The following is a 20863-nucleotide window of genomic DNA, read 5'->3' as shown; positions in this document are numbered from 1 at the left end:
CAAGCTATTTCGTGCCGATCTTGTGACCCGACACTTCGGCGCCGGCATCCGGCGCCAGTTGCAAGAAGCGCAGAGACGATATGATGCCGATCGTACCGACGACAAGAAACGCCCAGCGAAAATCGACCAGCCCCGGCCCCTCGACACCGCGCAAAGAGACGGAGACGTTGAGCGCCGCTGCCGCGATCGCGACGCCAAGCAGCATGGCAACCTGCTGCAACATGCTCGACAGCGTGGACGCCGAACTGCGTTGCGCGGGATTGATATCGGCAAAGGCTAGAGTATTCAGCGCCGTAAATTCCATCGACCGCGAGAGGCCGGCAATCATCAGCAATGCATAGATGATGAGGCGTGGTGTCGCCGGAACGAGAAAGCCGCAGGCCGCAATCGACAGAGCGGCAATCAAGCCATTGCCGAAGAGCACCGTGCGAAACCCAAGCTTCGCGAGCAGCGGCGTCGTTACGGCTTTCATGCCGAGATTTCCGAGAAAGTAGACCAGCAGGTAGGCGCCAGCCTCGATTGAACTCAATCCAAAGCCGAGCTGGAAGAGCAGCGGCAGGAGAAACGGCGTCGCATTGATCGCGACGCGGCTTGCCGTCCCGGCTGAAAGCGTCGCTATCGCATAGGTCTGTACCTTGAAAGCGGAGAGCTCCAGGAGCGGATTGGTAACCCGTAGGAAGTGTCGTGTCGCCATGACCGACAGCACGATGCCCGCCGCGAGCATCAAAAGGATCGGAAGCACGCCGCCATCCCATTTCACGGAGAGTTCCAGCGCTGCGAGCAGAAAGGTCAGCCCGCCTGCGCTGAGGATAAACCCCAGCACATCCAGCCGGCCGGCATCCTCTTCGCGTTGCTCCGGCACGAAACGAAGAACCAGCGCCATGCCGAGAACGCCGATCGGCAGGTTGATGAGGAAATTCCAGTGCCAGCTGGCATATGTCGTGATGAAGCTGCCGAGCAGCGGCCCGATAACCGGAGCTGTCAGCGCCGGCCAGGTAATGAGTGCGATCGCCTGAACGAGCTCCGACTTTCGAGCATTCTTCAGGACGATGATCCGTCCGACCGGCGTCATCAACGCGCTGCCCGCGCCTTGGACGGCACGCGCGACGACGAACTCGCCCAGACCACTGGCCAAACCGCAGAACAGCGAGGCAATGGTGAAGACGGCAATCGACGCCAGGAAGATGCGCCTTGCGCCGTATCGGTCCCCAAGCCATCCCGAAAGCGGAATGAAGGCCGCCATCGTCAGCATGTAGACCGTAATGCCAATACTCATCGATACCGGCTGAACGCCGAAACTCGCAGCCATCTGCGGCAGTGACGTCGTGACTATCGTGCCATCGAGAATCTGCATGAAAAACGAAACGGCGACGACCAGCGCAACGATTTTCGCCTTGCGGATACTCTCCACATCGTCCTTCTCTGTCGTCTGCATAGTTGTCATTGATCTGCCGATGTGGAACCTGAACATCCGGACGGAGCGCGGGAGGCGGCGTCCGACACGTGCCGAACGGCACTTCTGCTAGATAGGCCGATCGGCGCAGCACGGAAAGAGAAAATCCTGAAATCTCAAAGGATTTTGCTCTCCGGAGCCCATCCGAGCACGCCGCAAGCAACACGCTGCGCGCGAAATTTCGAAACAGAAACAATTTGACAGCTATTGCTTCTGCAGCCACCGTAGCGAAACAACGGGGGCAGCCTGGCGCCGTATTATCTTCACCCGATTGGGGCACAAGTCGATGAACGAAACGCTGCTTGTTCTCAACACCGGCTCGTCGAGCCTGAAGTTCCAGATCTTCGAGGAACGGGATCTCACCGTGCTGATGAGCGGCAAGGTCACCGGCATCGGCGACACGCCCGAAATGCGCGCCAAACTGCCCAACGGGCGGGAGACGAAAAACTCCTTGCCCGCGGACACCGATCACAACACAGCCCTAAGCGCCGTGATGAACCTTATCCGCGACCATGATCATGCCTGGCGGACGGCCGCAGTTGTTCATCGCGTCGTTCACGGTGGGCAAGATTTCGCAGAACCCGTTATCGTCACCCCGGAGGTGATGCGCCGCCTAGAAGCACTCATCCCGTTGGCGCCGCTTCACCAACCACACAATCTCGCCGGCATCACCGCTTCGGCCCGATTGGGGAGCGGCGCGCCGGATATTGCCTGCTTCGACACCGCCTTTCACGCGGGGCACGACAAATTGGCAAGTAGCTTCGCGCTGCCACAGGATATGCGCGACAAGGGCATTCGCCGCTACGGCTTCCACGGGCTTTCGTATGAATGGATCTCGCAGGTGCTGGCTAGAGACCATCCGGGTCTGCATGCGGGTCGAGTTGTCATCGGACACCTCGGCAACGGCGCCAGCCTCTGTGCGCTAAAGGCAGGCGTCAGCGTCGATACGACAATGAGCATGACCGCGCTCGACGGCATTCCGATGGGGACGCGAAGCGGGGCAATGGACCCCGGCGCCATCCTCTATATGCTTCACGACCTGAATCTTGGCGTCGAAACCGTCCAGGACATCCTCTATGAACGCTCCGGCCTGAAAGGATTGTCCGGCCTCACCAACGACGTCGAAGCGCTGCTTCAAAGCGAGGATCCGCAGGCGACGTTCGCACTCGAATACTTTGCGCTGAAAGCTGCCCAATACGCAGCCATGATGGCCGTCTCCATGGGAGGGATCGACGCGGTCGTCTTCACGGGTGGGATTGGCGAGCACGCCGCTTCCGTTCGCGAAGCGATCCTTGCAAGGCTGCGCTTCCTCGGTGATTTCAAGGTACTGGTGATCCCGACGAACGAGGAACGCGTGATGGCGACGCACGCGAAAAAGCTGCTCCGCTCCGCAGCCTGAGGACGTCAGATCAGGTTAGGTTCAGCTTGTCGATGAAGCCATCGACACCCTTGACGTTCTCAACCAGCACCCGGATCGCACGACGTTCCAGCTCGCTGGATACAGTTCCTTCCAGGATGGCTCTGGAATCCTGAACCGATACCTTGATCGCATCTGTCTCGAGACCGAGATCGCCCTGCAATCGAGCGCGAATGGCACGCGCAAGTGCATCGTCACCACTTGCCGTTCTCTCTTTCGGCGCTGCAACGATGGCCTTGAGAAGATCGACGCGACTGACGATGCCAAGGAGCCGCTTGTCGCTGACGACGGGAACACGCTTGATCTTGTGCTGGAACATCAGTTCAGCAATGGCAGCGGCCGGCGCATCCGGTGCAACGCTGATGACGCTTGCGGACATGACATCGGATACGCGCCAACTGCGGCTACGAATATAGTCGTCGAAATCGACGAGCGATGCGTTATCGGAGTTGCCGGCCGATCGACCGCCACCAAACTCGATCCGCCGCATCAGGTCGCCCTCCGTCAGGAGGCCACACAGGTTGCCATCATTGTCGATGACGGGCAGGCCACTGATGTCCTTGGCCACCATGAGGTCGATTGCCTGATGCACGCTGCTGTCGGCGCTGATCGTCGTGATGTCAGTGTTCATGATGTCTTGAGCAAACATGTCAATCCCATTGCGCTCTGGAGGAAGTCGAATGGTGCCGGCGCGCGGCCTCGCTTTGCTAGAGGCACGCCTGATGCTGCGAATATTGCGCAATTCCACGCGGCTGTCGATCAATGATCGCGAACCTAATTTCAACCTGAGAGATTAGTTTCCTAAGACGCTTTTGACTCGGCAATCCGACAGGATCATCCGACGACTCTCGGCATCCGGTTCCCGCCGGTCGCTGATGTGCTCCTTGTCGCTGTGCTCCTTCAGGCGAGGTTTCAGGTCATCCCAGTATGTTTCTGATGGCTCGCATGAAAACGCCCGAACCAGTGGCAATCAATTCATCGGGAAAATCGTAATCCGGGTTGTGTAGGCGCGGATGAGCTTCGCCGGCGCCGAGAAAGAACATCGCGGCCGGTGCCACGGTTCGGAACAGACCGAAATCTTCGGATGCCTTCATCGGCAACATACTGCTTGTTGCGTCATGGCTCACGCCCTCGTCATCCAGCGCTCGCCGCAACTCCGCCACCGCTTCGGCAGAGTTGTAGCATTGATGGAACACGTCCTCGTAGCTGATCTCCACCTGCAGGTGTCCAGTATCTGCCTCAGTCCGAACCAGTTCCTCCGCGCGTGAAACCAGGGCGGCCATGGCTTCATCGGTCAATGTCCGTAGGGTTGCCCAGATCTGCGCCTCTCCAGGACTGATGCCAAAGGCCGGTTCACCGAGACGCGCATGCGTGACCGTAACCAGCGAGTAATCCGGCCCCAGCGGACCATTGTTGCCGAGCGACGTCAAATCACCGAGCAAGCGCGCCATCGCGAAAGTCGGTGCGATGCCCTGCTCCGGATAGGAAGCGTGCGACGTCTTGCCTTTCAAAGCGATCTTCATTCCGCGCGAGGCGCAGTTGACGGGCCCCTCCTTGAGAAGGACATGGCCAAGCCGAACACCTGGGAAATTATGAAGTGACAGCGATAGATCCGGCTTTAAGGCGGCAAACTTGGGATCCGCAAGCACGGCCGCTGCGCCCGCGCCGTTTTCTTCGGCCGGTTGGAACATCAGGATTGCGCGCCCGCGGGCTGGCCGCATCTGCCCCAACCCCTTCGCAACCGCCATAAGGATCGCCATGTGACCGTCATGACCGCAGAGGTGCCCCCGGCCGGGTATGGCAGAGCGATGCGCCGCGTCAGAGATTTCCTCGATCGGCAGGCCGTCCAGCTCCGCACGGATCAAGACGGTCGGGCCTGGCTTCGTTCCTTCGAAGACAGCTGCCAGGCCGTGTCCGCCGATGCCGGTAACGATGCCGTCGGGTCCAGTGAGTCCAAGTGCTTCTTCCACACGCAACGCCGTTTGTGCCTCTTTGCCGGATATCTCCGGATGACGGTGAAGCTCCCGCCGAAACGCCTTGATTACACTGAACTCTTCATCCGTCAGAAACATCGTCGAAAATCCTGGCAACACGTGAAGCGAGATGGAACGGCAACGAACCTAGCCTCTTCGACATCCATAGTCGACAGAACCGGCCGCGCGACACTGCATCCGCCTTTCCTCGCTTTCCCGCGTCTGTGCATTTGTATATGTAAAGTAGCATTCACAGGAGAAGTTGATGCAAGCAGACGACGCTGATCGGTACCGCGCACCGGCGCTGGATAAAGGGCTCGATATCCTTGAGCTTTTGGCGGGCGTCGAGCAAGGCCTGACCCAGGCAGAAATCGCCAAGCGTCTCGATCGCAGCCCCAACGAATTCTATCGAATGCTCGACCGGCTCGTCCGACGCGGCTACGTGACAAAGCTCGAGGGCGACCGATTCACCCTCACCCTCAAGCTATTCGGCCTGTCGCAGTTGCATGCGCCAACGCGTCGACTGGCGTCCTTCGCCACGCCGCTGATGCGCGAACTCGCGCAGCGGACAAAACAGGCGAACCACCTCGTCGTCTTTGATCGCGGCGCGGCAGTTGTGATCGCCCAACACGAGGCACCGGACTATTGGGGTATCTCGATCCGCGTCGGCTCGCATATGAGTCTTTTCGATACCGGTTCCGGCCACGTGCTTCTCGCCTTCAAAAGTAACGAGGAGCGCCAGATGATGATCGCGGAACACGCGCGCAGCCGCGACGAGGTGAAGCTCGAACCGGGTTTCTACCAGCATCTCGCCCTTATTCGCGAACGCGGCTACGAAATGATGGCCAGCGCCCAAACGGCAGGCGTACACAACCTATCGGCACCGATTCTTGGCCCGGATGGGCGCTGCATAGCGGCCCTCACCTGCCCCTATATCGCGCTGGTCAACGCGCCTGCTGCACCGGACATCAGCCAAACGATAACAATGGTGATGAAGACGGCCAGCGAGCTTTCGTTGCTCGCCGGCTCGGACGTCAAAACACCCGGCTGAGGACCAGAACTTATGTTTGGCTCGACGGTCCTGCTGAAGATGCTGTTTTTGAAGTTCATACTTCAACAACCCATTTCGGCACGCATGTTTAAGGCCGCTGTCAGCTAACGATCCCATTAGAAATCCTTGCGGCGCAAAAAAAGCGACGCCAAACGAACCCTCATGGTGACTGCGCACGCTGTCGCACAGCAGGCATGCAGTAGTGGAGACAGCGCGTGAACGTATTGTTGGTCGAGGACAACATCCTGTTGGGCGACGCGGTGCGTGATCACATCGCAGCCGACGGTCATTCAGTCGACTGGTGTCTCAATCTCGCGGAGGCGACGCAAGCCGCCGAAACGGGCAACTACGGCGTGATCCTGCTCGATCTGCGCCTGCCCGACGGCAACGGCCTAACGCTGTTGAAGGCCCTCCGGAGAAAGGCAAACTCCGTTCCTGTCATCATTCTCACCGCGCACGACCAGGCCTCTGACCAGATCGAGGGCCTCCGGAGCGGCGCGGACGATTTCCTGGTGAAGCCCTTCGGGCTCTCGGAGCTTTCCGAGCGCATGAAGGCGGCAAACTGCAAGCACTGAGACGTGAACTGGCCGCCTGAAGGAGCGGCCATCCGAGCGTGATTAGCTCAGCAGGCACTCCTGCCTACGCCACGTGGTCATTATCGGATGCTCGCGACCTTGTCCGTCCGCCGGCACGCGGCGAACACGTCCAGGTGTGGATCATAGATCTTGGTCGTCACGTCCATGAGCCCGAGCACGCTGTGGAAGAAGTTGTCGTGCGAACGGCCTTCGTCTGCTTGCTTGGCCATGCAACTCATATCGAAGCCGGCGGATTTCGCGAGATCGTCGCCGACCCATACGAGGAACGGCACATGGGTCTGCTGCGACGGCGCCACGATATAGGGCGCGCCATGGAGGTAGATCCCGTTCTCGCCAAGCGATTCCCCATGGTCCGAAAGGTAGATCGCCGCACCAGCAACTTTGTCGGAATGTTGCTTCAGCCTATCGATGACACTTGAAACCACGTGATCCGTGTAGAGGATCGTATTGTCGTAGGCATTGGTAATCTCTTGGGCCGTGCAGCTGCCAAAGTCGTTGGCCCTGCAGTCGGGAACGAAACGCCTATACTCGTCGGGATAACGAGCAAAGTAGGCCGGCCCGTGGCTACCGAGTTGGTGCAGGACCAATACACTGTCGCCCTTCACATGATCGAGCCAATCGTCGACCTGGTCGAGCAGGATACCATCGAGGCACTCACCGTCCTTGCAAAAGCGTGGGTCGGCGGACTTCGGCAGTGAGGTGTAGGCAACCCGGTCAGTAACGTGGTAGCTGCCGGTATCATTGTCCATCCAGGAGACGTCAACCTTTGCGTGGCTCAGCACGTCGAGCAGGTTCTCGGTCGCAAGGCTCTTCCGATGCGTATAGGCAGTGCGCGGATAGACGGAGAACATGCACGGGATGGAGACCGCCGTCGCCGTCCCGCAGCTGGTCGTATTCGGAAAATAGACGACATTCTGCTTTTCAAGTTCAGGATTCGTCTTGCGCTGGTAGCCGCCCAGCGAGAAATCGTCGGCGCGGGCCGTCTCGCCCGCGACTATGATTGTCACACGTGGCTTGTTGAGACCGGCTGTGTTGATCCTGTGTGCATCCGTACCAAGCGGCGCCGCGACGACCCGCGCATCCTCTTCCGACGAAACGGCATAGCGAATGGTGCTGGTAATCGGCAAAAATGGGTTCAGTCGATCGAGGATGTCCCGGTGCGCACGCCCGACCCCGGCAAAGGCCCTGTAATCGCCGAAGCCGACGACGGCGAAAACCGCCAGGCAGGCCAGGATCACGCCCGTATTATGAGCAAGCTTGGACAGCACCGGTCGATGCCGAATACGCACCCAGCTAATCACCAGCGACGGCAACACTCCGGCCAGCAGCATATGCAACGCAAACCGCACCGTTATCAGATGCCCCGCCTCCGCGCCCGTTGACACCGCAGCGTTGCGGATCATCTCCTTGTCGACGATCACACCGAACTGATCGGTAAACCAAGAACCGGCGGCGGCTGCGAGCACAAAAAAGATCAAGAAAGGTTTGGTGAGGTACTTGGCGGAGAAGGCAGTCACGATTGCCATGCAGACTGCAGAAATCCCGATGACAAAAAGTACAAACGACAGGTGATCAGTCGCGAAATCGCCGTAGGCCGTACTCCAAAACGAGCGGTTTGTCACAAAGAGCAGGTAGAGAGTGGTGGCAAAGCAAAGCGTCACGCTGCCGATTTCAGGTCGCCGGTCGATCAGGCGGACCTTGGTGGCATTCTCGTTCAATTGGTCGTCTCCGCGTCAAAATTTGGCGTCGACGAAACCAGGATTGGATCAGAAATAATTCATGGCTGTCGACAATATTCGCCAGCCATGGCCGGATTTTCTGACAGCCACCTGAAGACTTCATGGCGAGGCGGTGCCCACAATGAAGGCGCATAACTACAATTCAGGCCAGCGGACTGCCATATTGCGCGCCCGACAGCGTACGAGACACAGCGTTGCGCCAGCCCGCGATTTTCGTCTGCCTCTCTGTCTCTTGCATCGACGGCTGGAATCGGCGGTTGCAAGCCCAGGCCTTTCCAAATTGCTCCTGATCCGGCCAGACCGCGGCTCTGGAACCGGCGAGCCAGGCGGCGCCCAGCGCCGTTGTCTCGACAACGGCGGACCGGTCCACCAGATTGCCGACAACATCGGCAACACGCTGCATCGTCCAGTCGGAACTTGCCATGCCGCCATCGACCCGCAAGACCGTCTCGATGTGATGGCCGCCCCAATCTTTCCGCATCGCGATCAGGAGATCGAGCGTCTGGTAGGCGACGGATTCGAGCACCGCATGCGTCAGTTCCGCCGGGCCGCTGTTTCGGGTCAAACCAAAAATCGCGCCACGCGCCTCCGGATCCCAATACGGTGCGCCGAGCCCCGTAAAGGCCGGCACGACATAGACCTGCTGGCTTGGGTCCGAGCGCGTCGCCAGTGCACCACTCTCCGAGGCGTGCGAAATAAGACCAAGGCCGTCGCGCAGCCATTGCACCGCTGCGCCAGCGATAAAAATCGAGCCTTCCAGCGCATAGGTCGTCTTGCCGGCAAGCCGGTAAGCGACCGTCGTAATCATCCTGTTGCTGGAGGCCACGCAGTCTTGGCCGGTATTGAGGAGAGCAAAGCAACCGGTGCCATAAGTTGATTTCATCATGCCGGGCTTGAAGCAGGCATTGCCGATGGTCGCCGCCTGCTGGTCACCGGCGACCCCAAGGATCCGAATGGACGCTCCGAAGATCTCGCGATCGGTGACGCCGAAATCGTCGGCACAATCCTTGACCTCCGGAAGCATCGATGCCGGGATCCGGAGAAGGCCGAGAAGCTCCTCGTCCCACCGACCCTCGGTGATATTGAAAAGCAGCGTTCGGGACGCGTTGGTGGCATCGGTCGCATGAACCCGCCCGCTGGTTAGATTGAAGATCAGCCAGCTATCGACGGTGCCAAAGCACACTTCGCCGGCTTCGGCGCGGTCCCGCAGTCCTTCGACGTTGTCGAGCAGCCAGCGCAGCTTCGTCCCGGAAAAATAGGGGTCAAGCAGCAGGCCGGTCTTCGCGTTGAAAAGCTTCTCGTAGCCGTCAGCCTTGAGACTGTCGCAGACTTCAGCCGTGCGCCGGTCCTGCCATACAATGGCCTTGTAGAGCGCCCTACCCGACCTGCGTTCCCAGACGACAGTCGTCTCGCGTTGGTTGGTAATCCCGATCGCAGCGATATCGGTGACCGGAACATTGGCACTTCCCAAAGCTTGCCGGGCCGTATTGACTACCGTGGTCCAAATTTCGTCCGGGTCGTGTTCGACCCAGCCCGGTTGAGGATAGGATTGCTTGATCTCCTCCTGTGCTGACGAGATCATCTTCATCCCGGCGTCGAAGACGATCGCGCGCGAGGACGTCGTGCCTTGGTCGATCGCGAGAATATGGCCGCTCATGCTCTTCTCCGGCGCAATAGTTCGCCTTGCCGCCGCAAACGCGCCAGCCTAATAGGTCGTTTTCTTATCGTGGTGGGTGCCGACGGCGGCTCAGCGCCGTCGGCATTGCTATTGGCCGGGCCTCGTACCCGACCGAGCGCTGATCAGTTCGACTGCCAGCTCTTGACCAGTTCGTCGTAGTTGACGGTAACCGGCTTTTCCTTCTCGTTCTCGATCTTCAGCTGGGGAGCGAGGTTGCCCTTGGCGACCGCATCCTTGTTCCAGTATTCGAGATCGTGCTCTTCAGCGAGCTTCGGACCGATATCGCCCTGCACCTTGGCACGCTCCAGGCGCTGCAGGACCTTTTCCTGCTCGGCGCAAAGCGAATCCATGGCTTCCTGCGCGGTCTTGGCACCGGAGGATGCATCGCCGACGGCCTGCCACCAAAGCTGTGCCAGCTTCGGATAGTCAGGAACGTTGGTGCCGGTCGGCGACCACTGGACGCGGGCCGGCGAGCGATAGAACTCGATCAGACCGCCGAGCTTCGGAGCGCGCTCCGTGAAGCTCTTGTCGCGAATGGTGGATTCGCGGATGAAGGTGAGACCGACATGGCTCTTCTTCACGTCGACCGTCTTCGAGGTGACGAACTGCGCATAGAGCCATGCGGCCTTGGCACGGTCGTCAGGCGTCGACTTCATCAGCGTCCAGGAACCTACGTCCTGATAGCCGAGCTTCATGCCGTCCTTCCAGTAGACCCCGTGCGGGCTCGGAGCCATGCGCCACTTTGGCGTGCCGTCCTCGTTGACGACGGGCAGGCCCGGCTTGACGGCATCAGCCGTAAAGGCGGTGTACCAGAAGATCTGCTGAGCCACTTCGCCCTGCGCCGGCACGGGGCCGGATTCGGAGAAGTTCATGCCCTGCGCTGCCGGCGGTGCATAGGCCTTCAACCAATCCAGGTACTTCTGGATCGAATAGACGGCAGCCGGGCCGTTCGTGTCGCCGCCGCGCGCGACGCACGAACCGACCGGACGCGAGTTCTCATCAACCTTGATGCCCCACTCATCGACCGGAAGGCCGTTCGGAAGACCCTTGTCGCCGTTGCCGGCCATCGAGAGCCAGGCGTCGGTGAAGCGCCATCCGAGCGACGGGTCCTTCTTGCCGTAGTCCATGTGGCCGAAGACCTTCTTGCCGTTCACTTCACGGCCGGTGAAGAACTCGGCGATATCTTCATAGGCAGACCAGTTGACCGGAACGCCGAGATCGTACCCGTACTTCGCCTTGAAGTCGGCCTTGTTCTTCTCGTCGTTGAACCAGTCGTACCGGAACCAGTAGAGGTTCGCGAACTGCTGGTCAGGAAGCTGATAGAGCTTCTTGTCCGGCGCGGTCGTGAACTTGGTGCCGATGAAGTCGTTGATGTCGAGTCCCGGGTTGGTGACATCCTTGCCTTCGTTCGCCATCCAGTCGGTCAGCGAGCGGGCCTGCTGGTAGCGCCAATGCGTACCGATCAGGTCAGAGTCGTTGACATAGGCATCGTAGATGTTTTCGCCCGACTGCATCTGCGTCTGCAGCTTTTCGACGACGTCACCTTCGCCGATCAGGTCGTGCGTGACCTTGATGCCGGTGATTGCCGTGAAGGCTGGCGCAAGAACCTTCGATTCATACTCGTGCGTCGTCAGGGTTTCGGAAACGACCTTGATGTCCATGCCGGCGAAAGGCTTCCCGGCATCGATGAACCACTGCATTTCCTTTTCCTGGTCGGCGCGGGAAAGCGTCGAGAGATCGCCGACTTCCTTGTCCAGAAAAGTCTTTGCTTCATCCATGCCGGCATAGGCGGCGCCCGCCATGGCCAGCAAGATGCCTGCTGTTGTCGTTAGTAAGTGCCTTCGCATGATATCCTCCCAGGGTTGCGATTGCAGTCTTCACGTTTCAGGCGGCCAGTACCCCCGGCCATCTGTCTTTTCCTGCCGTCACACGTAGCGGAAGACGCCGATGGCGTAGACTACGGAGAGGGCAAGAGCCCACCACAGGTTGGGCCCGACGAGGCCCAGCCATGCGAGATGAATGAATGCTGCGCCAAGCAGCGATACGAAGAGCCGGTCGCCACGCGTGGTTTCGAACCGGAGGACGCCGACGCGTGGTGAACCCCCCGGCGCGAAATATTCCCAGATGCTCATGCCCACCAGCAGCGCGAGGATCGTCAGGAAAAACAATGCGGTCGGCAGCGTCCACGCCATCCAGGAAAAGTTCATGAGTGGTTCTCCCTTGTCAGACGCGACCGAGCGCGAAGCCCTTGGCGATGTAATTGCGGACGAAGTAGATGACGAGCGCGCCCGGAACGATGGTCAGCACGCCGGCCGCCGCCAGCACGCCCCAGTCCATGCCGGCAGCCGACACGGTACGCGTCATGATTGCCGAGATCGGCTTGGCCGCGGTCGTCGTCAGCGTACGTGCCAGAAGCAATTCAACCCACGAGAACATGAAGCAGAAGAAGGCGGCGACACCGATGCCCGATGCGATCAGCGGCATGAAGATCTTCACGAAGAAGCGCGGGAAGGAATAGCCGTCGATATAGGCGGTCTCGTCGATTTCCTTCGGCACGCCGGACATGAAGCCTTCGAGGATCCAGACCGCCAGCGGGACGTTGAACAGGCAGTGGGCAAGCGCGACCGCTATATGCGTGTCGATCAGGCCGAAGGCCGAGTAGAGCTGGAAGAACGGCAGCGCGAAGACCGCGGGCGGTGCCATCCGGTTCGTCAGCAGCCAGAAGAACAGGTGCTTGTCGCCGAGGAACCGGTAGCGCGAGAAGGCGTAGGCCGCCGGCAGCGCTGCCAGCACTGAGATCACCGTGTTCATCACCACGTAGATGATCGAATTGATGTAGCCGTTGTACCAGGACGGATCGGTGAAGATCACCATATAATTCCCGAGCGTCGGGTTCTTCGGCCAGAGCGAGAAGGCACCGGTGATCTCGGCATTCTCCTTGAAGCTCATGTTGACGAGCCAGTAGATCGGCAGCAGCAGGAAGATGATGTAGATCGTCGAAACGACCCAGGAGAAGTTGCCCGCAGGCTTGTATTTCATTGTCTGAGCCATGGTCCTCTCCTTTCTCAGGCGTTCGCGTCGCTGCTGGTCATGACGGTGTAGAAGATCCACGACAGCAGCAGGATGATCAGGAAGTAGATGATCGACATTGCCGCAGCGGGACCGAGGTCGAACTGGCCGACGGCCATCTTCACGAGGTCGATCGACAAGAAGGTCGTCGAGTTGCCGGGGCCGCCGCCGGTGACGACGAAGGGTTCGGTATAGATCATGAAACTGTCCATGAAGCGCAACAGCACGGCGATGAGAAGCACGCGGTTCATCTTCGGCAGCTGGATGTAGCGGAACACGGACCAGCGCGACGCACCGTCGATCTTCGCCGCCTGATAGTAGGCGTCAGGGATCGAGACCAGGCCAGCATAGCACAAGAGCACAACGAGGCTCGTCCAGTGCCAGACGTCCATAAGGATAACCGTGATCCAGGCATCGAGCGGATCGCGAACATAGTTATAGTCGAAACCCATCGCCTCGAGCGTATGGCCGAGCAGGCCGATGTCGACGCGACCGAAAACCTGCCAGATCGTACCGACCACGTTCCACGGAATGAGCAGCGGCAGCGCCATCAGCACGAGGCAGACGGGAACTCCGAGGCCCTTCTTCGGCATGTTGAGCGCGATGAAGATGCCAAGCGGGATTTCGAGCGCCAGGATGATCAGAGAGAAGATCAGGTTTCGCTGCAGTGCCGCCCAGAAGCGGTCGGAATGGAGCGTCTGCACGAACCAGTCGGTACCGGCCCAGAAGAACTCGTTGTTGCCGAACGTATCCTGTACCGAGTAGTTCACAACCGTCATCAGCGGGATGACGGCCGAGAAGGCGACCAGCACCAGGACCGGCAGAACCAGAAACCAAGCCTTGTTGTTCCAGGTCTTTTCCATGGTTCAGCCCTCCCTGCCGACGCGCCAGGAATTGGCGTAAATATTGATTGCAGCCGCATCGAAGGTCACCCGCGCATCCGCCGGGATTTCCGAGTCTTCCGTCACGACGATAGCGATGGGTTGCCCCGCAAAGGTCGCGCGCACGATCTTCTGTCGGCCGATATCTTCAACCCTGTTGACGGTCACCGACATTCCTTCGCGGCCAATATTGATGAACTCCGGACGGATGCCGAGCTCCGTCTTCGCACCGGCAGCTGTTTGCGGCGCATAGTCTAGCGACAGCGTTTCGTTACCGATGCGAACCGCATTGCCCTGCAATTGCACGGGCAGCACATTCATGCCCGGCGAGCCGATGAAATAGCCAACGAAGGTGTGGCTGGGACGCTCGAAAAGCTCCGCCGGCGTGCCGATCTGGACGATTTCGCCCTCGTACATGACGACGACCTTGTCGGCGAAGGTCAGCGCCTCCGTCTGGTCGTGCGTCACATAGACCATCGTGAAGCCGAACTGCTTGTGCAGTCGCTTCAACTGCGAACGCAGCACCCACTTCATATGCGGGTCAATAACCGTCAAAGGCTCGTCGAACAGGATCGCATTGACGTCGTTGCGTACCAGTCCACGGCCGAGCGAGATCTTCTGCTTCTGGTCGGCGGTCAAGCCCTGCGCCTTGCGCTTGGCCATCCCCCCGAGGTCGATCATCTCGAGAATCTCACGTACGCGGCGATCGACTTCCGGCTCGGCAACACCACGGTTGCGCAGCGGAAAGGCCAGATTGTCGTAAACGGTCATCGTGTCGTAGATGACAGGGAACTGGAACACCTGCGCGATATTGCGCGCCTGTGTTGAGAGGTTCGTCACATCGTTTCCATCGAACAGGATGCGGCCATGCGATGGCTGCAGCAGGCCGGAAATGATGTTGAGCAGCGTCGTCTTTCCGCAACCGGACGGTCCGAGGAGCGCGTAGGCGCCACCGTCCCGCCATTCGTGATCGACTTCGCGAAGTGCGTAATCTTTGTCCGACGTCGGGTTCGGTCCATAGGCGTGACGGATGTGGTCGAGCGTGATGCGTGCCATGTCCTTCTCCCTTACGCCTGAACGCCGCTTGCAATGGCATGGCCATCGGTGCCGAAGGCCATGACGTGACGTGTGTCGAGATAGATGTCGACCTCGGTATCCGGATCGATGTTGTGGATGCCGTGGGCGAGCATCACCCAGCGGATGCCATCGAAATCCAGATGCACGAAGCTTTCGGAACCGGTGATCTCCGAAACCTGCGTGCGAGCCTGCAACCTTGCCGCGGCTGACGTCTGCGGTGAAAGACCGAGGTGGTGCGGGTGGAAAGCAATGGTGACGGACCCGTCAGCCATTCCGGCCAGATGCGCAGGCACGGGCAGGATATCGACCTCCTTCCGCCGAAACACACTGCCAGCCTTGACGACATCGATGAAATTGAGCGGCGGATCGGCGAATGTTTTCGCGGTCACGAGATCGCGCGGGTTTCGATAGACGGAGATCGTCGGCCCGAACTGTGTCACACGTCCTTCGGAAAGCGTCGCCGTATTGCCGCCGAGCAGAAGCGCCTCGGAAGGTTCCGTCGTCGCGTAGACAAAGATGGCACCGGATTGCGCAAAGATACGCGGCAGTTCGGCCCGCAACTCCTCGCGAAGCTTGTAGTCAAGGTTAGCGAGCGGTTCGTCCATCAGAACCAGGCTGGCGTTCTTGACGAGAGCACGGGCAAGCGCCGTACGCTGCTGCTGGCCACCGGACAGATTAAGCGGCGTCCGGTCGAGATACGGCGTGAGACGCATCAGGTCGGCGGCTTTGCGCACCTCGCGATCGATCGTCGTCGTATCCTTGCCGGCAATGCGCATCGGCGAGGCGATGTTCTCGTAGACTGTCAGAGCCGGGTAGTTGATGAACTGCTGGTAGACCATCGCGACATTGCGCTTCTGCACCGGCATGCCGGTCACATCAACGCCATCGAAATGGACCGAACCGCTGGTCGGTCGGTCGAGCCCGGCCATCAGTCGCATCAGCGACGTCTTGCCGGACAGCGTCGGTCCCAGCAGCACATTCAACGTGCCTTTTTCAAACGTAAGATCGGTCGCGTGGATATGATATTCCCCACCCACCATCTTCGCGGCGTTCCGCAACTCAAGCATTCCGGTTCCCGTGCCTCCTCAACAGCGGGGACATTGCCGTTTCAACCAGCCATCTGTGCCGGTCGTGCGGCCATGTACTCCTCCAACAGCACAGCCTGTTCCTTGGTTAGACGCAGGCCGTCTTTCGTTCTCCGCCAGAGCACATCGTCTGCGCTTCTGGCCCATTCGTGTTCAATGAGATAGCGAACCTCTGCCTCGTAGAGATCGCCACCAAAACAGTGCCCGAGATCCTCGGTGCTGGCCGCTTGCCCAAGCAGGACCGACGCCTTCGTACCGTAGCGGCGCACCAGTCGGCGCGCGTGGCGGTCGGCCAGGAAGCCATAACGCCCCTTCAGCTTCGTCACCTCCGCCTCATAGCCGGTTGCGGGAAAATCGCCGCCGGGTAGATGGCTCTTCGCTGTCCATGGCGCGCCTTTCGAACCGATCGCCGACGCGATCTTTTCCAAAGCATGCTCGGAAAGGCGCCGGTAAGTGGTGAGCTTGCCGCCAAAGACGTTGAGCAGCGGGGCGCTTTCACCCTCGCCTTCGACTTTCAGAACGTAGTCGCGGGTTGCCTCTTGCGCCTTCGAGGCGCCGTCGTCGAATAGCGGGCGCACCGCCGAATAGGTCCAGACGATGTCGTCCGGCCGCACCGGTTCTTTGAAATATTCGCTTGCCGCGTTGCAGAGATAGGTCGTCTCTTCCTCGGATATTTTCACATCCTTCGGATCGGCCGAGTAGTCGCGGTCGGTGGTGCCGATCAGCGTGAAGTCCTGCTCGTAGGGGATCGCGAAGATGATGCGGTTATCAGGATTCTGGAAGAAATAGGCCCGCGGATCGTCGAACTTCTTCTTCACGATGATATGGCTGCCCTGCACGAGCCGCACATGATGCGCCTCGTTCTGCCCGAAGGCCGCACGAATAACGTGATCGACCCAGGGCCCGGCGGCATTCACCAGCATCCGCGCCTGGAAGCTGCTCGCCTGCCCGCTCACGGTGTCTGTCGTTTCGATGGACCACAAGCCGTTCTCGCGCCGCGCCGAGACGACCTTCGTCCGAGGCATGATCAGCGCACCGCGGTCGGCAGCGTCTCGCGCATTGAGAACGACCATGCGCGCATCATCAACCCAGCCATCCGAATACTCGAAGGCCTTGGTGAAAAGCGCCTTCAGCGGCTTTCCGGCCGGATCCCGTCGCATGTCGAGGACCGCCGTGGGCGGGAGCAGCTTGCGACCGCCGAGATGGTCATAGAGAAACAGTCCAAGCCGAATGAGCCATGCCGGGCGGATACCGCCCTTATGATAGGGCAGCACGAAGCGCATCGGCCAGATGATGTGCGGCGCCATCGCCCAGAGCACTTCGCGCTCCATCAGCGATTCGCGTACCAGACGAAACTCGTAATGCTCGAGATACCGCAAGCCGCCATGAATGAGCTTGGTCGCCCCGGAGGACGTGCCGGAGGCGAAATCGTTCATTTCGGCAAGCGCGACCGAATAGCCGCGCCCGATCGCGTCTCGCGCGATTCCGCAGCCGTTGATGCCACCACCGATAATGAAAAGATCGTGAATCTGACGGCTCACGTTCCCCCTCCAAGCCACAATATGCCGCAACGCAACATGCCTGCGCAGTTGCGAAAGTAAATGCAGTTAAAACGAAGATTATTCGAATGTCAAACGAATGTTATCCGAATTTCGGAAACCCACAGATCTGCCGTGGACGTAAACGTAATACCCGGAAAGGACTGCGGGTGATAGGTGCACATTCCGGCCCGCAAATCAGGGGTTTTCAGGCGTTTTGAAATAGCCTCGCGGGGCGGTCCCCAGCATGCGCCTGAACATCGTGATGAAGGCGGCGACACTCTCGTAGCCAAGATCGAGTGCGACGGCGGTGACCGCCTCCCCGGCTGCGAGGCGTGGTAAAGCGGTAAATACGGCCGCCTGCTGCCGCCACGTCGACAGACTGATTCCCGTTTCCTTCCGAAAGAATCGCGTAAACGCCCGCCGGCTCATCGCAAGACGCTCGGCCCAGTCGTCGATCACCAGCCGAGCACTCGGATTTTCCATGAAGCCGCGGCAAAGCGCCGCCAGACGCGCATCGGACGGAAACGGCAGTCCCAGCGGGCGATCAGGTAGCCGCAGGACCTCCTCGAGCAGTAGCGCCATGACAAGATCGTGCCGACTGCTCCTGCCATCCGCCGGCGCAACGGCTTCGATGATCAAAGCTCGGGCAAGATCTGTCAGAGCGACGACGCGGATGGCCGTTGGAGGATCCGCCAGCTCACTCGGCGCGACATAGGCCGAGAGCATCGCGACGTCACCCAGCATATCGACGGTATGGACGAGCCCTGCCGGAATCCATAACGCATGCTCTGGCGGCACCATCCAGCGCCCCTGCACAGAGGACACCATCAGGACGCCCGCGCTGGCATAGACAAACTGCGCGCGGCTATGCCTGTGAGCCTTCACATGATAACCGGCCGGATATTCCGAGGGGATCGCGTAGACCGGCTCCGAGGCGGCCTCAATAGCCGCAAGGCGCTCTACGTGGAGCTTGGCCAGCTCGCTCATCGCCAACCTCTGTCCAGATTTTGTCATTTTTGGCCCACTCGCGAAACAACAAGACCAAAACACGAAAGCGGGACATCGGCAAGTCGTCTATCTCCAGATCGTCAAAGGACGGAGCAGAATCGTGACAGACAGCGCAATGACGGCAGAGCGGCACTCTGCGGAACAGACAGTTTTCGGCATCATCATGGCCGTGAGCTTCTGCCATCTCCTCAACGATACCATGCAGTCGCTGATCCCTGCCCTCTATCCGATGATCAAGGATGGCTACGGCCTCGACTTCACGCAGATCGGCTTCCTTGGCCTCGTGTTCCAGGTCACGGCATCGCTCCTACAGCCGCTGATCGGTATCTACACCGACAAGCGCCCGTTGCCTTATTCCTTGGCCGTCGGCATGGGCTTCACGCTGATCGGCCTGGTGCTGCTCGCCTACGCGCACGCCTATTGGGTGCTTCTCATCGGTGCGGGTGTGGTCGGGCTCGGCTCGGCGGTATTCCATCCGGAATCTTCGCGTGTCGCTCGGCTGGCATCGGGCGGACGCCATGGTCTTGCCCAATCGCTGTTCCAGGTTGGCGGCAACTTCGGTACCGCGATCGGGCCGCTTCTCGCGGCATTCATCGTGTTGCCGCGCGGCCAGCATAGCGTCGCATGGTTCTCGCTCATCGCCTTGACGGGCATTATCATCCTGTGGCGCGTCGGTGCCTGGTATGCCGACCACCGCAGAAGCAATGCCGGCCGCAAGGCAGCGGTACCTGCTTTACACCTCCCGCGCGCGAAGGTCATCACGGCGATCGGCATCCTCGCGCTGCTGGTGTTCTCGAAATACGTCTACATGACAAGCCTGTCGAGCTACTACACCTTCTACATGATCGAGCGCTTCGGCGTCTCCGTGCAGCACGCGCAGATTCTGCTGTTCGTGTTTCTCGGCGCAGTCGCTATCGGCACCGTTGCTGGGGGTCCCATCGTTGACTGGTTCGGCACCAAGTTTGTGATCTGGTTCTCAATCCTCGGCGCGCTGCCCTTTACACTTGCCCTGCCCTATGCCGACTACAACTGGACGGTCTTCCTGACCTTCCTGATCGGCGTCATCCTGGCCTCCGCCTTCTCTGCCATTGTTGTCTTTGCGCAGGAGTTGGTGCCCGGTCGCGTTGGCATGATCGCCGGTCTGTTCTTCGGCTTTGCCTTCGGAATCGGGGGCATTGGTGCCGCGGGCCTCGGCATGGTGGCTGACCATATGGGCATCGAGTTCGTCTACAAGATCTGCTCGTATTTGCCGCTGCTTGGCCTGCTGACCATCTTCCTACCCGATATCGGCAAGGGCCGCCGCCACGCCGCGAAAACGGCCGAGTAAGCGAGTTCACGCAGCACACGAATGACAAGGGCCGAGATGACGATCTCGGCCCTTAATCTTTGCGCTGGCAAGTCACCCACACCTAGATAGCGGTGAACCCATTATCGACAAAGAGGTGCGCGCCATTGACGAACATCGACTCGTCACTGGCGAGGTAGAGCGCGGCGCGCGCCACGTCCTCTGGCTCGCCGATCCGACCCTGCTGAGCGGCGATAGCAGCGTCCGACACATCGACGCCAAGCTTCTGCAATTCGCTCACCTCGCGCAATCCGTGCGGCGTGCGGATGAACCCGGGGCAGACGGCATTGCAGCGAATGTTCCGGTCCCTGAACTCCACTCCGATCGCGCGCGCGAACATATGCACCGCTCCCTTCGTGGTGTCGTAAAGCACTTCCATCGGCGTCGCAGCCACGGCCGAGATCGATGACGTGCAGACGATGGAGCCGCCGCCCGCGGCGATCATCCCCGGCAGAACGGCCCGCGTCATCAGAAACATCGAACGCACATTGACCGCATGGAGCCACTCCCACTCGTCGAGCGTCGTTTCCAGAAACGGCTTGATGACAATCGTGCCGGCGTGATTGAAGAGCACGGTGACCGCGCCGAACTTTTCCTCTACGCCCTTCACCGCCTGGATCACGGCAGCCTCTTCGGACACATCGGCGACCCAATAGTCCGCCACATGGCCAACTGCGCGGATTTCCTCCGCCGTTTGCCGTGCCGCGGCTTCATTTCGGTCGATGATCGCTACTTTGGCGCCCTCGGCAGCGAAGAGCCGCGATGCCGCCCCGCCCATGCCCGTTGCGCCACCTGAGATGATTGCGACTTTCCCCTTTAGCCGATCGACCATGACCTATCCCTTGTTCCCTTTGTTCCGTCGTCGCTCGCTCGCCGTCGAGGAGCGCGCCCGTACGCAGTGTTGAAGAGAGTCCCGCCGGATGTCCACACACAGGACTCTGTCGGTAACC

General features: G+C 60.0%; 18 protein-coding genes. 4 read left to right on the top strand and 14 right to left on the bottom strand.

The features are described 5' to 3' along the window. Positions 1–4: 4 nt before the first annotated feature. Complete coding sequence (locus FHX16_RS11010) at positions 5–1444, bottom strand: MFS transporter (RefSeq protein WP_183862946.1); 1440 nt, start codon at positions 1442–1444, stop codon at positions 5–7. A gap of 295 nt (positions 1445–1739) precedes the next feature. Here FHX16_RS11010 and FHX16_RS11005 point away from each other — a divergent pair, with 295 nt between their 5' ends. After that, positions 1740–2852 (top strand): acetate/propionate family kinase, encoded by a 1113-nt coding sequence (locus FHX16_RS11005; RefSeq protein ID WP_183862948.1) that lies wholly within the window; start codon positions 1740–1742, stop codon positions 2850–2852. 10 nt (positions 2853–2862) lie between these two features. On the opposite strand, the gene FHX16_RS11000 is transcribed toward FHX16_RS11005, so the two are convergent. Both FHX16_RS11000 and FHX16_RS10995 read right to left on the bottom strand, forming a co-directional pair. Beyond that, positions 2863–3519, bottom strand: a complete 657-nt coding sequence (locus FHX16_RS11000; protein ID WP_183756241.1) for a CBS domain-containing protein — start codon at positions 3517–3519, stop codon at positions 2863–2865. A 268-nt stretch (positions 3520–3787) separates the two neighbouring features. Beyond that, entirely contained in the window at positions 3788–4942 is a 1155-nt protein-coding gene (locus FHX16_RS10995; protein ID WP_183862950.1) for an amidohydrolase, read from the bottom strand. Positions 4943–5108: 166 nt separating this feature from the next. Between FHX16_RS10995 and FHX16_RS10990 the strand changes: the two genes are divergently transcribed. Together FHX16_RS10990 and FHX16_RS10985 are read left to right on the top strand one after the other, a co-directional pair. After that, positions 5109–5894, top strand: a complete 786-nt coding sequence (locus FHX16_RS10990) for an IclR family transcriptional regulator (protein WP_183756239.1) — start codon at positions 5109–5111, stop codon at positions 5892–5894. A 215-nt stretch (positions 5895–6109) separates the two neighbouring features. Next, complete coding sequence (locus FHX16_RS10985; RefSeq protein WP_016554366.1) at positions 6110–6469, top strand: response regulator; 360 nt, start codon at positions 6110–6112, stop codon at positions 6467–6469. 80 nt (positions 6470–6549) lie between these two features. Here FHX16_RS10985 and FHX16_RS10980 read toward each other — a convergent pair whose 3' ends face one another. The 10 genes from FHX16_RS10980 to FHX16_RS10935 all read right to left on the bottom strand — a co-directional run bounded on the left by FHX16_RS10980 (position 6550) and on the right by FHX16_RS10935 (position 18574). Continuing rightward, positions 6550–8208 carry a phosphoethanolamine transferase gene (locus tag FHX16_RS10980; RefSeq protein ID WP_183862952.1) on the bottom strand — a complete coding sequence of 553 codons (1659 nt, stop codon included), beginning with the start codon at positions 8206–8208 and terminating at the stop codon, positions 6550–6552. Between the two features lie 163 nt (positions 8209–8371). Continuing rightward, positions 8372–9886 (bottom strand): glycerol kinase GlpK, encoded by a 1515-nt coding sequence (gene glpK, locus FHX16_RS10975; protein WP_183862955.1) that lies wholly within the window; start codon positions 9884–9886, stop codon positions 8372–8374. A 143-nt stretch (positions 9887–10029) separates the two neighbouring features. Beyond that, a complete protein-coding gene (locus FHX16_RS10970; RefSeq protein ID WP_183756235.1) occupies positions 10030–11754 on the bottom strand; it encodes an ABC transporter substrate-binding protein in 1725 nt (574 codons plus the stop codon). 78 nt (positions 11755–11832) lie between these two features. Beyond that, positions 11833–12114: a DUF2160 domain-containing protein gene (locus FHX16_RS10965; RefSeq protein WP_183756234.1), complete on the bottom strand. Its 282-nt coding sequence runs from the start codon at positions 12112–12114 to the stop codon at positions 11833–11835. 16 nt (positions 12115–12130) lie between these two features. After that, positions 12131–12958 carry a carbohydrate ABC transporter permease gene (locus tag FHX16_RS10960; RefSeq protein WP_016554371.1) on the bottom strand — a complete coding sequence of 276 codons (828 nt, stop codon included), beginning with the start codon at positions 12956–12958 and terminating at the stop codon, positions 12131–12133. Positions 12959–12972: 14 nt separating this feature from the next. Beyond that, positions 12973–13839, bottom strand: a complete 867-nt coding sequence (locus FHX16_RS10955) for a carbohydrate ABC transporter permease (RefSeq protein ID WP_016554372.1) — start codon at positions 13837–13839, stop codon at positions 12973–12975. Between the two features lie 3 nt (positions 13840–13842). Beyond that, positions 13843–14913: an ABC transporter ATP-binding protein gene (locus FHX16_RS10950; protein ID WP_183756233.1), complete on the bottom strand. Its 1071-nt coding sequence runs from the start codon at positions 14911–14913 to the stop codon at positions 13843–13845. An 11-nt stretch (positions 14914–14924) separates the two neighbouring features. Further along, positions 14925–16001: an ABC transporter ATP-binding protein gene (locus tag FHX16_RS10945; protein WP_183862957.1), complete on the bottom strand. Its 1077-nt coding sequence runs from the start codon at positions 15999–16001 to the stop codon at positions 14925–14927. Between the two features lie 41 nt (positions 16002–16042). After that, positions 16043–17560, bottom strand: a complete 1518-nt coding sequence (gene glpD, locus FHX16_RS10940) for a glycerol-3-phosphate dehydrogenase (protein ID WP_183862959.1) — start codon at positions 17558–17560, stop codon at positions 16043–16045. Between the two features lie 195 nt (positions 17561–17755). Continuing rightward, a complete protein-coding gene (locus FHX16_RS10935; RefSeq protein WP_183862961.1) occupies positions 17756–18574 on the bottom strand; it encodes a helix-turn-helix domain-containing protein in 819 nt (272 codons plus the stop codon). A 109-nt stretch (positions 18575–18683) separates the two neighbouring features. On the opposite strand from FHX16_RS10935, the gene FHX16_RS10930 reads away from it, so the two are divergent. Next, positions 18684–19895 (top strand): MFS transporter, encoded by a 1212-nt coding sequence (locus tag FHX16_RS10930; RefSeq protein ID WP_183863036.1) that lies wholly within the window; start codon positions 18684–18686, stop codon positions 19893–19895. Between the two features lie 82 nt (positions 19896–19977). Here the strand turns inward: FHX16_RS10930 and FHX16_RS10925 are convergent, their stop codons facing one another. Then, complete coding sequence (locus FHX16_RS10925) at positions 19978–20745, bottom strand: SDR family NAD(P)-dependent oxidoreductase (RefSeq protein WP_183862963.1); 768 nt, start codon at positions 20743–20745, stop codon at positions 19978–19980. Positions 20746–20863: the final 118 nt, after the last annotated feature.

Source organism: Rhizobium sp. BK661 (genome assembly GCF_024808825.1).
Lineage (GTDB): Bacteria > Pseudomonadota > Alphaproteobacteria > Rhizobiales > Rhizobiaceae > Rhizobium.
This window is presented reverse-complemented; position numbering and strand designations above follow the sequence as displayed.

What these genes read in the sequence shown, in the direction of transcription:
- FHX16_RS10935 (WP_183862961.1), bottom strand. Translation starts at nt 18,574, where the DNA reads ATGACAAAATCTGGACAGAGGTTGGCGATGAGCGAGCTGGCCAAGCTC.
- FHX16_RS11000 (WP_183756241.1), bottom strand. Translation starts at nt 3,519, where the DNA reads ATGTTTGCTCAAGACATCATGAACACTGACATCACGACGATCAGCGCC.
- FHX16_RS10950 (WP_183756233.1), bottom strand. Translation starts at nt 14,913, where the DNA reads ATGGCACGCATCACGCTCGACCACATCCGTCACGCCTATGGACCGAAC.
- FHX16_RS10960 (WP_016554371.1), bottom strand. Translation starts at nt 12,958, where the DNA reads ATGGCTCAGACAATGAAATACAAGCCTGCGGGCAACTTCTCCTGGGTC.
- FHX16_RS11005 (WP_183862948.1), top strand. Translation starts at nt 1,740, where the DNA reads ATGAACGAAACGCTGCTTGTTCTCAACACCGGCTCGTCGAGCCTGAAG.
- FHX16_RS10990 (WP_183756239.1), top strand. Translation starts at nt 5,109, where the DNA reads ATGCAAGCAGACGACGCTGATCGGTACCGCGCACCGGCGCTGGATAAA.
- FHX16_RS10965 (WP_183756234.1), bottom strand. Translation starts at nt 12,114, where the DNA reads ATGAACTTTTCCTGGATGGCGTGGACGCTGCCGACCGCATTGTTTTTC.
- FHX16_RS10995 (WP_183862950.1), bottom strand. Translation starts at nt 4,942, where the DNA reads ATGTTTCTGACGGATGAAGAGTTCAGTGTAATCAAGGCGTTTCGGCGG.
- FHX16_RS10945 (WP_183862957.1), bottom strand. Translation starts at nt 16,001, where the DNA reads ATGCTTGAGTTGCGGAACGCCGCGAAGATGGTGGGTGGGGAATATCAT.
- FHX16_RS10925 (WP_183862963.1), bottom strand. Translation starts at nt 20,745, where the DNA reads ATGGTCGATCGGCTAAAGGGGAAAGTCGCAATCATCTCAGGTGGCGCA.
- FHX16_RS11010 (WP_183862946.1), bottom strand. Translation starts at nt 1,444, where the DNA reads ATGACAACTATGCAGACGACAGAGAAGGACGATGTGGAGAGTATCCGC.
- glpK (WP_183862955.1), bottom strand. Translation starts at nt 9,886, where the DNA reads ATGAGCGGCCATATTCTCGCGATCGACCAAGGCACGACGTCCTCGCGC.
- FHX16_RS10970 (WP_183756235.1), bottom strand. Translation starts at nt 11,754, where the DNA reads ATGCGAAGGCACTTACTAACGACAACAGCAGGCATCTTGCTGGCCATG.
- FHX16_RS10930 (WP_183863036.1), top strand. Translation starts at nt 18,684, where the DNA reads ATGACGGCAGAGCGGCACTCTGCGGAACAGACAGTTTTCGGCATCATC.
- FHX16_RS10955 (WP_016554372.1), bottom strand. Translation starts at nt 13,839, where the DNA reads ATGGAAAAGACCTGGAACAACAAGGCTTGGTTTCTGGTTCTGCCGGTC.